15 protein-coding genes are annotated in these 14,495 nt (G+C 27.8%); 4 read left to right on the top strand and 11 right to left on the bottom strand.

Translation table 11 applies throughout. The annotated features are described in order from the left end of the window. Positions 1–10: 10 nt before the first annotated feature. From C820_RS11150 to C820_RS11170, 5 genes are all read right to left on the bottom strand, one after another. A complete protein-coding gene (locus C820_RS11150; protein ID WP_004033853.1) occupies positions 11–1,039 on the bottom strand; it encodes a cobalt-precorrin 5A hydrolase in 1,029 nt (342 codons plus the stop codon). Then, a complete protein-coding gene (cobM, locus tag C820_RS11155; RefSeq protein WP_004033852.1) occupies positions 1,036–1,788 on the bottom strand; it encodes a precorrin-4 C(11)-methyltransferase in 753 nt (250 codons plus the stop codon). Before cobM ends, C820_RS11150 begins: the two co-directional genes overlap by 4 nt. Before the next feature lie 39 nt (positions 1,789–1,827). Beyond that, positions 1,828–2,109, bottom strand: a complete 282-nt coding sequence (locus tag C820_RS11160; protein WP_004033850.1) for a hypothetical protein — start codon at positions 2,107–2,109, stop codon at positions 1,828–1,830. A gap of 83 nt (positions 2,110–2,192) precedes the next feature. Beyond that, positions 2,193–3,305 carry a cobalt-precorrin-5B (C(1))-methyltransferase CbiD gene (gene cbiD / locus C820_RS11165; RefSeq protein ID WP_004033849.1) on the bottom strand — a complete coding sequence of 371 codons (1,113 nt, stop codon included), beginning with the start codon at positions 3,303–3,305 and terminating at the stop codon, positions 2,193–2,195. Then, positions 3,302–3,715 (bottom strand): DUF3791 domain-containing protein, encoded by a 414-nt coding sequence (locus tag C820_RS11170; RefSeq protein WP_004033848.1) that lies wholly within the window; start codon positions 3,713–3,715, stop codon positions 3,302–3,304. The genes cbiD and C820_RS11170 overlap by 4 nt, the downstream gene beginning before the upstream one ends. A 154-nt stretch (positions 3,716–3,869) precedes the next feature. Between C820_RS11170 and trxB the strand changes: the two genes are divergently transcribed. Continuing rightward, positions 3,870–4,787 (top strand): thioredoxin-disulfide reductase, encoded by a 918-nt coding sequence (gene trxB, locus C820_RS11175; protein WP_004033847.1) that lies wholly within the window; start codon positions 3,870–3,872, stop codon positions 4,785–4,787. Between the two features lie 4 nt (positions 4,788–4,791). On the opposite strand, the gene C820_RS11180 is transcribed toward trxB, so the two are convergent. The 4 genes from C820_RS11180 to C820_RS11195 form a co-directional block, all read right to left on the bottom strand. Further along, positions 4,792–6,507, bottom strand: a complete 1,716-nt coding sequence (locus C820_RS11180; RefSeq protein WP_035295493.1) for an N-6 DNA methylase family protein — start codon at positions 6,505–6,507, stop codon at positions 4,792–4,794. 54 nt (positions 6,508–6,561) lie between these two features. Then, on the bottom strand, positions 6,562–7,419 hold the full coding sequence (locus C820_RS11185; RefSeq protein ID WP_004033843.1) for an immunity protein Imm33 domain-containing protein: 858 nt from the start codon (positions 7,417–7,419) through the stop codon (positions 6,562–6,564). A 116-nt stretch (positions 7,420–7,535) separates the two neighbouring features. Further along, positions 7,536–10,211, bottom strand: coding sequence for a M56 family metallopeptidase (locus C820_RS11190; protein ID WP_004033836.1), 2,676 nt, complete (start codon positions 10,209–10,211; stop codon positions 7,536–7,538). After that, complete coding sequence (locus C820_RS11195) at positions 10,204–10,596, bottom strand: BlaI/MecI/CopY family transcriptional regulator (RefSeq protein WP_004033834.1); 393 nt, start codon at positions 10,594–10,596, stop codon at positions 10,204–10,206. The genes C820_RS11190 and C820_RS11195 overlap by 8 nt, the downstream gene beginning before the upstream one ends. A 134-nt stretch (positions 10,597–10,730) precedes the next feature. Between C820_RS11195 and C820_RS11200 the strand changes: the two genes are divergently transcribed. Genes C820_RS11200 through C820_RS11210 form a run of 3 tightly spaced genes read left to right on the top strand, consistent with a single transcriptional unit; the run spans position 10,731 to position 12,603 of the window. Continuing rightward, positions 10,731–11,102, top strand: a complete 372-nt coding sequence (locus C820_RS11200) for a PadR family transcriptional regulator (RefSeq protein WP_347562955.1) — start codon at positions 10,731–10,733, stop codon at positions 11,100–11,102. 51 nt (positions 11,103–11,153) lie between these two features. Beyond that, positions 11,154–11,876: a DUF1700 domain-containing protein gene (locus C820_RS11205; protein ID WP_004033825.1), complete on the top strand. Its 723-nt coding sequence runs from the start codon at positions 11,154–11,156 to the stop codon at positions 11,874–11,876. A gap of 1 nt (position 11,877) precedes the next feature. Then, complete coding sequence (locus C820_RS11210) at positions 11,878–12,603, top strand: hypothetical protein (RefSeq protein ID WP_004033817.1); 726 nt, start codon at positions 11,878–11,880, stop codon at positions 12,601–12,603. Positions 12,604–12,648: 45 nt separating this feature from the next. On the opposite strand, the gene C820_RS11215 is transcribed toward C820_RS11210, so the two are convergent. Further along, positions 12,649–13,593: a D-aminoacyl-tRNA deacylase gene (locus tag C820_RS11215; protein WP_004033815.1), complete on the bottom strand. Its 945-nt coding sequence runs from the start codon at positions 13,591–13,593 to the stop codon at positions 12,649–12,651. 71 nt (positions 13,594–13,664) lie between these two features. Beyond that, positions 13,665–14,438, bottom strand: a complete 774-nt coding sequence (locus C820_RS11220) for a PhzF family phenazine biosynthesis protein (protein ID WP_035295763.1) — start codon at positions 14,436–14,438, stop codon at positions 13,665–13,667. Positions 14,439–14,495 lie beyond the last annotated feature (57 nt).

The following is a 14,495-nucleotide window of genomic DNA, read 5'->3' on the forward strand; positions in this document are numbered from 1 at the left end:
CTTATATTGTTTATGAAAAGGAAAGCAATATTGTTTTCATAGCTAATGCCACTGTTACACCATTTTTCGCCCTTTTAGAAACAATGATTTTCCCATTTTGAGCAGAACATAAAGCTGCTCTTTCACAAACATTGTCTACTCCTGTTTTTTCTAGTACAAAATCAGAAGCTGTAAAATCTCCTTTTACAGCAGACAATTCTTCTGTTGAAAAAATATTTAACTGCTTTTGATAACTTTGGCAAAATGTAAGTAATCCCTTTTCATTTTGTTTTAAATCAATCGTGGCAACTGCTTCTATAGCTTCTATAGCAATATTTTCTTCTTCCAATACAGAAAAAACACATTGTTCTATTTCTTCAAAAGATGTATTTTTTTTACAGCCTATTCCTATATGTACTATAGGTGCAATCAGTGCAAGTGTTTGCTGAAATATCTTATTTTGTTTGTATATTGAAACAGATATACCTACTTCACAGTCTTTTGTTGCTACTAATCCTTTTGGTAGTTTACTATAATAGAACATACTGTCAAATCCTACTGCTTTTTCTTCTAATAATGTTGCAGAAATTTCTTTCATAGCTTTTTGTGCTTTTTGTTTGTTTAGATATAAAAATCCATTTTCTTTTACCCATGTGTCTACTGCAAAAATACCATTTACATCTGTTGCTGTTGTAATAACTGGTGTTCCATTTGTTATTTCTGCTACCTTTTTCGCTAGTGCATTACCATGTCCTATATGTCCAGATAAAAGAGAAATCGCAAATTGTCCTTTCTCATCTATTACAACTACAGCAGGGTCCTGATACTTATTTTTTAAATATTGTGCAATTGCTCTTACTGCAATGCCACAAGCCCCTACAAATACAATGCCATCTGCTTCTTCAAATGCTTTTTGTGTCCATTTTTCGAGAGAAGTCACCATTTCAATATCATCTTGTACTACTTTCATAGAAAAACACATTGCTCTCTCTAATTTTTGACAAATTTTTTGTGCTAATAGTGTTCCTTTTTTTGTAAATGAAATGACATATACTTTCATAATTCTTCTGCCTTTCTAAATTCTGTAGAAAATTGGGGGTGATAAAGCAAAGACCTTTTATAATATTTTCCTAATACATTTCCTACTATAATTAATGCTGTTTTTGTAATATTGTTTTGCTTTGCAGACTGTGCTAATGTGGAAACTGTGCAATATACAATTTTTTCATCTTTCCAAGTTGCTTTTTGTACAATAGCGGCCGGCATATCAGCACTACAACCCCCTTGTTGCAATTTTTGCTCTAAACCTTCTAAAAGCCCTGTACTCAAAAAAATTACCATAGTAGCTTGGTGCTGTGCTAATTTTGAAATATCTTCTTTTTCTGGAACAGGCGTTTTTCCTTCCATTCTTGTAATAATTACTGTTTGAGATACATCTGGTAATGTATATTCCATCTGTAATGCTGCTGCTGCTCCACAAAAAGAGCTTACTCCTGGACAAATGTCATATGCTATGCCCTCTTTTGAAAGAATATCCATTTGCTCTCTTATTGCTCCATATAAACAAGTATCTCCTGTATGAAGGCGTACAATTTCCTTTTGTTTATTTTCTATAAATATCTGTGAAATTTGCTCTAATGTCATTTTAGCACTGTTATATATTTTGCAATCTTTTTTTGTTTCTGAAAGCAGTTCTTCATTTACTAAAGAGCCTGCATATATTACAATATCTGCTTTTTGAAGAAATTTTTGTCCTCTTATGGTAATTAAGTCTGCTGCTCCACTGCCTGCTCCTACAAAATGTACCATTATTTATTACTCCTTTGCTGACATTTTTTAATATAAAATTCAATAACAGTATGGTGGAATAATTTCATAATTAATATCATACTGTGATAATTGTTTTAAAATATCTTTTACCCAATATGCATTTCCTTCTCCTATTAAATTTTTTTTATTTTTTAATTTTTTACTTGCTTCAATATAGTTTATATTACACACTTTAGAAAATGCTTTTATTTCCATTTTACTATATTTGTTTCCTTTTAATATAATATATATTTTATATATGTTTTTATCATATAACATAACGCTATAAGATGTTACAGGAATGTCTTCTTCTAATTTCATAAAAATTCACTCCTTTATTCTATTTCAATAGTTTTGAGTAAAACTCTATCTATTTTGTATTTATGTATGTTTCTATTATTTTTCTATAGATATTTTTTTAAAAATGCTTCTACACCTTGTGACTGTGCCAAAATACCCATTTTTTCAGAAAACAAAATTATATTTATTTCTATTTCTTTCTGTAATCTATACTGTATATGTTCTATTATTTTTTGTAATATTGTGTGCATTGTTTTTTGAAAAATCACTTCATTATATTCTCGTAGTAAAAATAGTGCTTGCTCTGTTGTGACAGTTTCCATAATATTTTTAATTATTTCACTTTCTGCTCCTGCCATAGCAGCATGAACACCTATAATTTCCCTTCTGCAATCTGCATATTTAGAATGTGTTTGCATTACTCCTCCTGCAATTTTTATCATTTTTCCAATATGCCCTACTAATAATAGTGACTGTATGGGTAATGTATTAACAAAATCTATACATTCTCCTATAAAATTACTTATTTTTACAGCATTATCTATATCTATATCAAAATGTTTTTTTAAAAAATCACTTCCATAATTTCCAAATGTTAGTATAATTGTTCCATTACTATTTATAGCTTTCATATTTAATTCTACTTTAATGCTATTTAACAATGCTTGTTCACTCATAGGCTCTACAATACCACTTGTTCCTAATATAGATATGCCCCCTACAATGCCTAATTTTTCATTATATGTTTTTTTGGCAATTTCTACGCCCTCAGGTGCGAATATAGTAATAGCAATTCCTTTATTATAATCTGCCAATGTACATACTTCTTGCACACATTGTTTTATCATATGTATAGGTACATTATTGATTGCTGCTTCTCCTATCTCTCTTTGCAATCCTCTTTTAGTAACACGTCCTATACCCTTTCCTCCATCTATTACAATACCATATTCTTCTATTTTTTCTGCCATAGCATATAATAACATACCATTTGTTACATCAGGGTCATCTCCACTATATTTTTTGACAGCACAAATCGTTTTTTGTTCTTTCCAATAGCAGCATTGTAGTTGTAACTGTAATATTATTCCCTTTGGTGTTTGTAATGATACTTGTGAAAGTTTTTGGTTTAAAAGAAGTAATGTAACAGCTCCTTTTGCTGCTGCTGCTGCACAGCTTCCTGTTGTATAACCTATTTTTAAATTTTTTTCAATCATTCTATATCCTTTTTATAACAATCTATTAATTCCTCTGCTGTTTTATTGTAGTATTCTGTTTCATCTTGTGCAAAATTTTGTCCTGTTTTAGAAGCATAAAATGCTTTGATAGCTTCTATTTTTGTCATGTGATATTGTTTTGCAATTTCTTTTAATACTTTAGGTAACACAGATTGTCTTTCTTTATGTTTATTATAATCATTTTTTTCTGCATCTGTTGTATTTTCTACGTATCCATCTATCATACCTATAAAAAAATCTTCATTCATGTCACAATATATTTCATATCCTTCTAATAAAAGTTGAAAAATACCCTTTTCATAAAAAGAATGTGCTACCTTATCACTTGAAACATTTTTAACATGACTATAATTTTCTACGCAATTTACTAGTAATTCAAATTGGTTCATATCAATATCTCCTTATATCAAATAAAATTTTGTTTTATAAAAGTATACCATATATTACAAAAAAGAAATAGTTTGTTTTTGTATGAAATTGTTATAATTTATTATACTAATAAAAAATGTAACATTTATTTTTTAATATAGAGGAAGTGTATTTATGACAGATTTAATTATTATTGGTGCAGGCCCTGCTGGTATTACTGCTGCTATTTATGCTTTAAGAGCAGGCATTTCTGTTATGGTATTTGACGGTAATTTATATGGTGGCCAAGCCGCAATTACTTCTCAAATTGAAAATTATCCTGCCATTAAATCTATTTCTGGTGCTGTATTTGCCCAAAAACTATATCATCAAGCCATTGATTTAAAAGCAAACATTATATTTGAAAAAGTAATTTCTGTTAATTTTTTAGATAAAATAAAAACTGTTACTACATCAAAAAATACTTATACTGCAAAAACAGTGATTGTTGCAACAGGAGTAAAAAGACGTGTTTTAAATTGTGAAGGAGAAAAAGAATTTACTGGTAAAGGTGTTTCTTATTGTGCTACTTGTGATGGTGCTTTTTTTCGTAATAAAAAAGTTGTGATAGTAGGAGGAGGCAATACAGCATTAGAAGATGCTCTTTTTTTGTCTAATCAATGTCAAAAAGTAACCATTGTTCATCGTAGAGATAGTTTCAGAGCAGAAAAAGCATTAATTAATGCAGTTTTATCACGAAATAATACAAATATAGTATACAATAGTAATATTGTAAAAATAAACGGAGAACAAACCATTACTTCCGTCGATGTCTACAATACTGTTGATAACAGCATAAATAATATAGAAACATCAGGAGTATTCATTGCTATAGGATATGAACCAGATAATGCTTTTTTATCTGAATTTTTACAATTAAATACAGAGGGTTATATTATTTCAAATGAATACTGCACTACTAATATAGGTGGTATTTTTGTAGCAGGAGATACCAGAACAAAACCTCTTAGACAAATCGTAACCGCTTGTGCAGATGGTGCTATAGCAGGTGTTTCTGCTGTTTCCTATATCGCAAAATACTCTGATAGATAATCTATCAGAGTATTTCTTTTTTAATGTGTTTTATTTGTTTTGCATTTAACTGATAACTCTGAAATATTATATCCTGTAATATACTCTCCTTTTTATAATCCCCCTTTAAAAATTCATTTACCATTTCTATTATATCATTGTTTTGTTTTTGTGTAATTTGCGGAAAAGGCAAAAGTATTAAATTTCCTTTTAATATTTTTACTTGTCCAAACATTTTACTATACAAATATTGAAATAATTCAGAATTCAAATATGCCATAACTGTTTTAATTGACATGGTATGTATAGAAGGAATAAGTATATTAGCACTATTTAAAAATAGACTTTTTGTATTATCATAAGCAAATACTAATTTTTTAGATATAAATTTATATACTAATTTTTCTTCCGCTCTGTAATATTTTTCTGGTGCAACTTGTTGTAATTGTGTTCTATCATATATAATATATTTTTTTGCTGGTTTTAAAACATAGTGACAAATTTCTTTTCCTGTATAAATTACTTCACTTTTTTCAAAATATTCCTCTTTTAATTTATTTTTATTATCTCCTGTTACAATACCTAATGCCCAAATACTGTCATTTAAGTTATATTTTCCATATTTTTTCACTTGCTCTATAATTTCAATATCTATATCAGCCATAATACGAAATGTTTTATTTTCTGTTTTATAAAAAAAAGAAAGTGGAACTTTTTTTATTTTTTTTTGTTCATATATCAATACATTTTTACTTTGTTTTGCTTTCTGAAAGTTAATATCAATATATTTTGTTGTAACATCTGTAAATAATTCTTTATAAAATGTAATAGATTGAAAACAGCCTTTTTCTAATAAAAATGTTCTAATGTCTTTGTGCTTTTTGACATTTAATATAGCTTCTGGAAACAAAAATCGTATTGTTCCATATTGCTTTAGTTGCTGAAAAGCACGTACAAAAAAATAGGAAAATGTTTCTCTTGATGTAATTTCTGTCATATCACTAAAGTATTGTGAAGCTGCTCCCCAAGGAGGATTTGTTACAATATAATCAAACTTCTCATGAAATATAGCATTATTTGGTAAAGCGGATTGTTTTAAATAATCTCCACAATATATTTGAGGTTCAAATTCATAGTCACGGAATTTTAACAATAAATTGATTTTTGCAATCATTACTGCAATATTATCTTTATCCATACCATACAACTGTTTGGGTTGTATATTATTTAAGCTTAATAAAAATGCTCCACTTCCACAGCAAGGGTCAAAAAAAGTTTGTCCTTTTGAAAAATCTAATTTATGTGTCATATTTTTTACTACATTATGAGGAGTATAATAAGAACCAGTTATATTTTTTTGTCCTTCTGTCAATAAACATTGATATATTATTCCTAATATATCTATCTCATCATTAGGCAATGTATCATTTAAAAGCTCTGTTATAACAGCATATGGATATTGTTTCAATATATTTTGAACATATTTTTTGTGATATAAATTTGCCTTTTTTAACAAATTAATTCCTAATGACAATAATATAGATGTGATATTCCATTTTTCACTATGAACAATATATAATAAATTTTGTATATATTTTATATTATTTGTATTGCAAAAATATTCTAGTGGTATAATATTTTTTTGTGACAAACATTTATTAGCACGTGTGGTCAATTTTTGATTATTTTTGGTATGCAATTTATTCCAATTTTTCTTTGTAGCATTTGATATGATATGCAATACATTTTCCTCCAAACAACAGCAAAACATTGAGAATATATCTCAATGTTTTTATTACTCTTCTGAACTTTCTGCCTCTCTAAATATTCCTTGTTCATCTCTATAATATGCTTTTCCATATTCTGCATTTAAAAATGGTATAATATCAGGGTCATAATTACATAGCAAATTTAAGTCATACAGTCCAAAATTTTTTTCATCTGCCATATAGTCACTACTTTCATCTCCTGCAATAAAACGCCAACCGCTGTCTTCTCTACCTTTTTTAGGAATATCTCTATACATAAAACCAATTTTTTCTCCTTCTACAATAATACGATTTGTAGCAAAACAATTTCTTGAGCCTTTCCAATCTTTTAGCATATTTTCTTCAATATGAAATACAATACTATTATCTTTTAATACTCTTAACAATGTATGTGTATTTAATATATCTTTATGTTGAGGTAACTTTTTTATCATTTGTTTTATGTTTTGTATCATATCAATATTTTCTGTTTTTTGTTTCATCTTTTTTAATTCTTCTATCATATGATTGATATAGTCATGTACATTTTCTTGTTTTTCTGCACTTTTCGTTACTGCTAAAAATAAAAGTACTTCTTGATTATTTGGTTGTAATTTTAATGCTTTTTCAAACATTTCTGTAGCATCTCTATACTTTTTTTGTAAAAAATAAGTATATCCTATTCTCATATACCACATATAATCTTTTCTACCTTGATTTGCAACTTTTAAAAGATACCCCATTGCATCATCATATTCTCCTATTTCATTGAGTGCTCTAGCAAAAAGACAGGTTAAATCATATCCCCATTGCTCTGGTTCTATTTCTAGCAATTCATTTATAATTTCTTGATATTTTTTTTCATTATAAAGTTTTTGTAAATTTTCTAATAGAGATTGTTTCATAATAGGCTCATCTCTTTTCCAGTATTTATATATTTATTAGAACATTCTACCATATTTTGTATGACACTATTTTAGCAATTTTATATTCTTTTTTCAAGGAAAATACGCCTATAATTTTAAAATGTTTGTATTGTTTTTCCATCAATACAATAATATTGTACATCTATTTGATTGATAGAAACATAATCTCTTAAATTTTGTTCTAAAGTATTATCAAAAGCAAAAGTGTCTTGATTTTCATTTGACAAAATCGGTATCATTTGTTTATCCTCTGCACAAAATGTTTCTAATGCTTCATTAGACTGTAATTTGACCTCTTTTAATAATATGGTATCTCCTGTTTGTTCAAATGCAATTTTTACAGGCAATATATAGCTATTTTTTAAACACAACACATTCCCTCTGTTCTGCTTTAATATCTCAAAATTATAACATTTTATTTTAGCATAATAATTAGTTTTGAGAGCATTTTCGTATTCGTGTGTTATACCATTTGGAGAAGTATATAACAACAAAGAGGATAATACTTTTATATTTCTCGCTTTATATTCTTTTTCAATTGCCATAAATATTTGTTTTTTATGTCTTGGTAATAACAATTCGCTGTCTTTTTCTTCTTCCACTACAGTGCTATAAAGAGGATAAACACCATTATATTCTGACTGATATCTTTCATACCATTCTTCTGCAGGCATATTCGTAACTCCTATATTTTCTCCTAGTATATCTTGACAAGCTCTCATCATAACTTGCCCTCTTAAGCCTTTTGCTGTACCTTCTTCAAAACGCTCTAAAAAATAATATAGTGCTTGTTTTCCCTTTTGTATAATTTTTTGATAGCTGTCATTGGGTGCATTTTGAATGTAACTTTCTACATCAGAATGATGTGCTACTTTTTTGTTGTATATTATTTCATCTAAAGCAGTATCAATTTCTTTCTGCCATTGTTCATAACCAATATGGCTTTCTGTTTTCATACTATCTACATATTCCAAAAAATAGCGATAAGATGCTACACTATCTGTATATCCTTCTAATATACCCTCTTTCAATAAATCAGGTGCACCATCATAAGCAATCACATTTTCCCTTTCTACACAAAACATTATTTTTTGTTCATTTTGATAAGAAATGTGATATTCTACATATTTTAAATTTTTTATTAAGCTAAACAGCACCATAAAACTTTTTTTAAAATGAAATTCTACATCATCATTTACTTCTATTTCACTATTGTTAAATCCATGACCACTACCATTATAAGGCTGTGTTTTTAAAAAGTCTTCTATAGTATAATATATTTTGATGCCATAAGGCTCTGCATCACTTTGTATTTCAAATCCATTACTTACCATACCATCTGGTGCACCTAGTTCTGTTAATATATTTCCTACTGCGGAATTATCTCCTACATAATCCGTTTTCCATTTTAAAAATCTTTGTATTTCTTCATCGCTATATTGTTTTTTAGCACTTTCTATTTGTTCTGATTTTTCTGTTATATTTTGAATACCTTGACTACAGCCTACAAGCAATGTATTTACTAACAAGCATAATACTATTATGGCATACAATGTTTTTTTCTCTTTTCCTTTTGTTTTGACAATAAAACAAATACTAAAAAATGCAAACAGATTAAACAGATAAAATAATAGTGTTAACTGCTGTTTTGCAGCAAATTCAACTATAGTATAACTTAATACAAATATTAGCCCTAACAATAGTAACAATAATTTACCACTTTTTTTAGCATTTGTATCTAATATATTTTCAAATCTTTTTTTCATATATTCTTTCTCCTTTACAAAATCTATTGACAACACATTATTTTTAGAAATGCTTTCATTTATTGCCAATAATATCATAATACTATATTGTTTTCTTTGTTCTTTAGAGCAATTTTCCATTACTACATCATCACAAGACAATTCAATATCTCTTTCTACTATTTTGACAAATGCTGTTACAAAAGGATTAAAAAAATGAATAACAGACACCAATACACATAATAATTGATAGTATAAGTCTTTTCTTTTATAGTGGCATAACTCATGTTTTAATATCATTTCCATATGCTGCTGTGACATTTCTTGTTTTGTAATATAAATTCCTTTTTTAAACATTCCAAAGCACATAGGACTTTCAATAACACTACAAACAAATAGGGAAGGTATTTTTTTTATTTTCATATCATTACAAACTTTTTTGTATATTTCTATAGTATTTTTTTGTAATACAGTTGTTCTCCAACGCATCACTTTTTTATAAAATAATAAATATTGTAATAGTAAATATAATAGCTTTGTTATTACAACAAAAAACCAAATATAAGCAAATATTATAATTAATGAAGTATTATATGGAAGAGTAAAAAAAGAATATTGTGTATATTGTATTTTAGGTATTTCTGGTATAGTGATTATTGGTATTTTAGGTATTGTAATTGTTTTTATTTCTGATGCTGATGGTGTTATTTTTTCAGAAGGTATATCTGATTTCGACAATTCTAAATTATTTTTATTATTATCGTATTTTTTAGCAAATTTACTTGTTGTTTCTGTCATTTCTACTGCAGGTAAAATATTATTTAACGTTAAATTTTCATTATTACCCGTATATACAGGTAATAATAAACGCAGTAGTATAATCCAAAATAAGCTATATTTCCATGCTGTACTATATCGTTTTCTAAATTTATTTTCCAAAAGCATTATAATGATTAAAAATGGTATCATACCTATAGATGTTTTTAATAGTGCCTGAAATGTATGAAGTAACATTGTTTCAAACATTTTCATCACCTTCTGTACTTTTTTCTATAAATTCTGCTAATTCTTTTAAGTCTTTTTTAGTGATACAATGGCTGTGATAAAGAGAAGCAACTAATTTTGTTACAGAGTTTTCATTTATTTTTTTTAAAAAAGAGCCATTTTCAAATGCTAAATATTCTTTTTGTTCTATTACAATATCATACAATTTATTTTTTCCTTTTTTATAACTTGTTAAAAATCCTCTATCTATTAAACGATTTAAAAGCGTTTGTAGTGCAGAAACATTCCATGTTCTCTGATTGTCTAACTCTTGTTTTATTTCAGAAGTAGACATACCACTTCCTTTTTGCCATACTACTTTCATCACTTCTAATTCTGTATCTGGTAAACGTGTCAATTTTTTCATAGTATCATCTCCTACATTTGTATGATATTATTATATCTTACATTTGTAGTAATTGTCAATAAAACTTTTCTTAATAAAGTTTTAAGATATTTTTTAATAACAGGTATTGTTTATTACATAGTAGTATGTTATAATTGCTACATTACAATAACAAGAACTGTAGAAAGGAGGAAAATATTATAAATACACAATTTAGAAAAGGCATTATTGAAATGTGTGTACTTGCATTGATAGTAGAACAAGATATGTATGGTTATGAAATTGTACAGAGCATTGCCTCTTACACAGACATAAATGAAGGTACTATTTATCCCATATTACGTCGTTTAACTACAGAAGAATATTTTGTTACCTATCTAAAAGAGAGCACTATAGGCCCTGCTAGAAAATATTATCATATTACTGAAAAAGGTAAAGGATATTTAGGTTCTCTTAAAAATGATTGGAAAGAATTTTCAAATATGGTCAATGATATATTGCAAGGGAAACAAAAAAACAGTGAATGAAAGCATTTATAATTTTAAATCGTATTATTATTTAGAAAGGACTGATATAGTATGACAAAAGAAAGCTATTTACAAGCTTTGGAAAACCTCTTAAAAAAGCATCTTTCTAAATCAGAAATTGATGATATTTTAAGAGATTACGGAGAATATTTTGATGATGGAAGAAGACAAAATAAAACAGATACTGAAATTTCTGCTAAATTAGGTGATCCTGAAATTATTGCACAGCAATTTATAGAAGAAATTGGAAATGAAAGCAATAAAGAAAGTAAAAAAGAAATTATTGACCAATTACTGCATAGCATGAAAGAAGGTACTGGAAAAGCATTTACTACATTAAAAAAAGAAACCAGCAAAACATTTCAAAATGCAAGTGATAAAATAAAAAATTCTGAAAAACAAAGTAATCTAAATATTGGCGGTAATATCACAAAGGGTACTAAAACACTTTTTTCTGTAATAAAATCTATTGCTGTATTTTTTGTATTTGCATTTTTACAATTCTTTTTTACCATATTTGTATATGGTTTTTGTATTGGTGCAGCAATTTTTTTCGTATGTTGCGGTATATTTGGTATATTCTGTTTAGGTTTTTCACTTACCTTTTTACCGCATATATTATCACTTTCCGTTGTATTTGCCATTATTGCCTCACTTGCATTGGCAGTACTTCTGATACTACTGACGCTTTATATACTAAAAATGAATATCAAACTCATCAAAAACTACATATTGATGAGAAATAATCGTTATACAACAAAGGGGGTTGCTTAATATGTTTAAAAAAATTACTATCATTACTGCTATGGCTTTTTTGGTTTCTTTTTTAGGGTTTGCTATTACGCTTCCTATTGGTATCAAGACAGTTTTTGGAGATGTAGAGCATTTATTAGAAACATCTAGTATTACACCAGAAAAAATCGAAATTCCAAATCATATACAAACATTAGACATTGATTTCAATAACAATTATTATTACTATAATCATATATTAGTAAAACAATCTCCAGATGATACTGCCTATATAGAAACATTTAATGTAGAAACATATTCTTCTATGTATGATACCGTTAGTATTAATTATATAGATGAAAGTACAGCAAAAATTGGTATTGAGCCTGTTTATGGTAAATTCAAATTCAACAAAAATACATTAAATAAAACGATTGTAAAAAAATTACAAAATTATCCAGATGCTATACTATATATTCCTACTAGAATGAATATTATAACAGACAATCCTTATTATTTTGATAATATTTATTTTAATAATAAAGAGGAACTTTTACAGCAAGCAGATACTGAAGAAGAACAACAAAGAATATTGGAACAAGCAGAAAGGCTAATGGAACAAAAAAGGGAAGAAGAAGAATATATATTACAAAGAGCAGAAGAAATTAGACAACTGCAAGAAGAAGAACGTCAAATACAAATGCAGGAAGAAGAGCGTCAAAGAATAGATTATGAAGAAGAACAACAACATTTAAGAGATAATTACTAATACTACAATAAAGAGTATCTTTCAAAAAGATACTCTTTTTATTTTTCAAAATTCCATTGTTTCTGGGCTGTGTAATTTTTGATGTTTATAAATAGGAATGTTGTATTTCTTACCCAATGCTCTCACTAAATCTTTATAGCAGCCTTTCATTTTATCGTGAAATACAATAGCCTCCACACCACCTTCTATGGCATCAATACAAGCGGAAGCTCTCTCCACACCTGTTTCATTTTCATATTCTCCTGCAACTAGCCATTGATTAGCTATAATATGTGTGACACCAAATGCTTCATTTTGCCCCCATTGTGTGAAAACAGCTTCTGCAAAATTAGGTTCAAAATGTACTCCTCCTACACAAAGCAAATTATGTACTGTTTTTCCATCATCTGTAAATATTTTTGTTAAAGAACGTGCTAATGCTCTCGCTGCTTCTTTATTTTCCCAACTTTCTGGTTCGCTACCTACTTCAATATCCATCATTGCAACTGGAAATTCGTTCAATAGTGCAGGATTTCCTTCATTATGATATACTCCAGACCAATGCGTTGCTTCTGTTACAGTACGAAAATCATTTAAACCTAATTCTTTTCTATTTCTTTCTATTGCTAACATCAAATTTCTCATATATCTTGGTTTTGCTGCACCATATGTACCAGAATTTACATCTCCCAAAGAATGTACTGTTAATACTTTTTCTAAAGCATTTGTTCCTTCATGCCATGTTACCATGCCTGAAATATCAAAATCAGCAAAATATTTGTTCATTTCGGGAAGTAACCTTTCATATTCCAAGCAAATCGCTTTTTGTGTAGGTGCAAAATAGTATTCATTTCCTATTTCATCTATATATTTCATTACTTGTTGTCCATCAAATAAAATATCTGTTTTTTCTGCAAAATATCCTTCTTGTTCTAATATATCCCATACATAATAGGATACATAACCAAATTCTTTATTATTATTGATAAAATAAACTGCTTTTTTATTCATATTGTACTCCCTCTCTTTTCTATTTTTTTAATATTATACCAATATAGAAAAGCAAGTGCAAATATAAAACTTTAAATATTTATTTCTGCTATTGAATATAAAACAGCTTTTCCACTCATTTTTATTCTATCTCCTACTACTTTACAATACAATGTGCCTCCTCTTTTAGAAGCCTGATATGCAACAATATCTTCTTTTTGCAATTTTTTACTCCAATAAGGTACAATGTGGCAATGTCCAGAACCACAAACAGGGTCTTCTACTACATTTAATTTTGGTGCAAATGAACGAGAAATACAATCTGTATTTTCTCCTTTTGCTGTTACTTGTAAAAGTAATCCTTCTAGTCGTTTTACTTTTTCCATATCAGGCTGCAAATTTTTTACTATTTCTGCACTATCAAATATACATAATAAATCTCTTGCTAAATAGGCTTCTGTCGGTGTTACTCCTATTGCTTGTATCATTTCATTTGTAATTTCTACTTTTTTTAAATCATATGCAGGAAAGTCCATTTCATATAACTCTCCTTTTTTATGTACTGATAAATCACCACTTAATGTAGTAAACACAACAGTTTCTGTTTCTTTGTCATAAAAATTCATAATAACATAACCACAAGCTAATGTAGCATGACCACAAAGGTCAATTTCTCCTCCAGGAGTGAACCAACGTAAATGATATTTTTCTCCTTTTTTTACTGCAAAAGCTGTTTCAGATAAATTATTCTCTATTGCCATTTTTATCATAATATCTTCTGATGGAAATTTTTCCATAATACAAATCGCTGCTGGATTTCCTGTAAAAACTTTGTCTGTAAAAGCATCAATAATATATTGTTTTATCATATACATTCTCCTTTTTTAACAAATTATTTTAATATCAGTCAAATTATATTATCT

Origin of the sequence: Clostridium sp. MD294 (genome assembly GCF_000364165.2) — a bacterium.
Lineage (GTDB): Bacteria > Bacillota > Clostridia > Lachnospirales > Anaerotignaceae > Coprocola.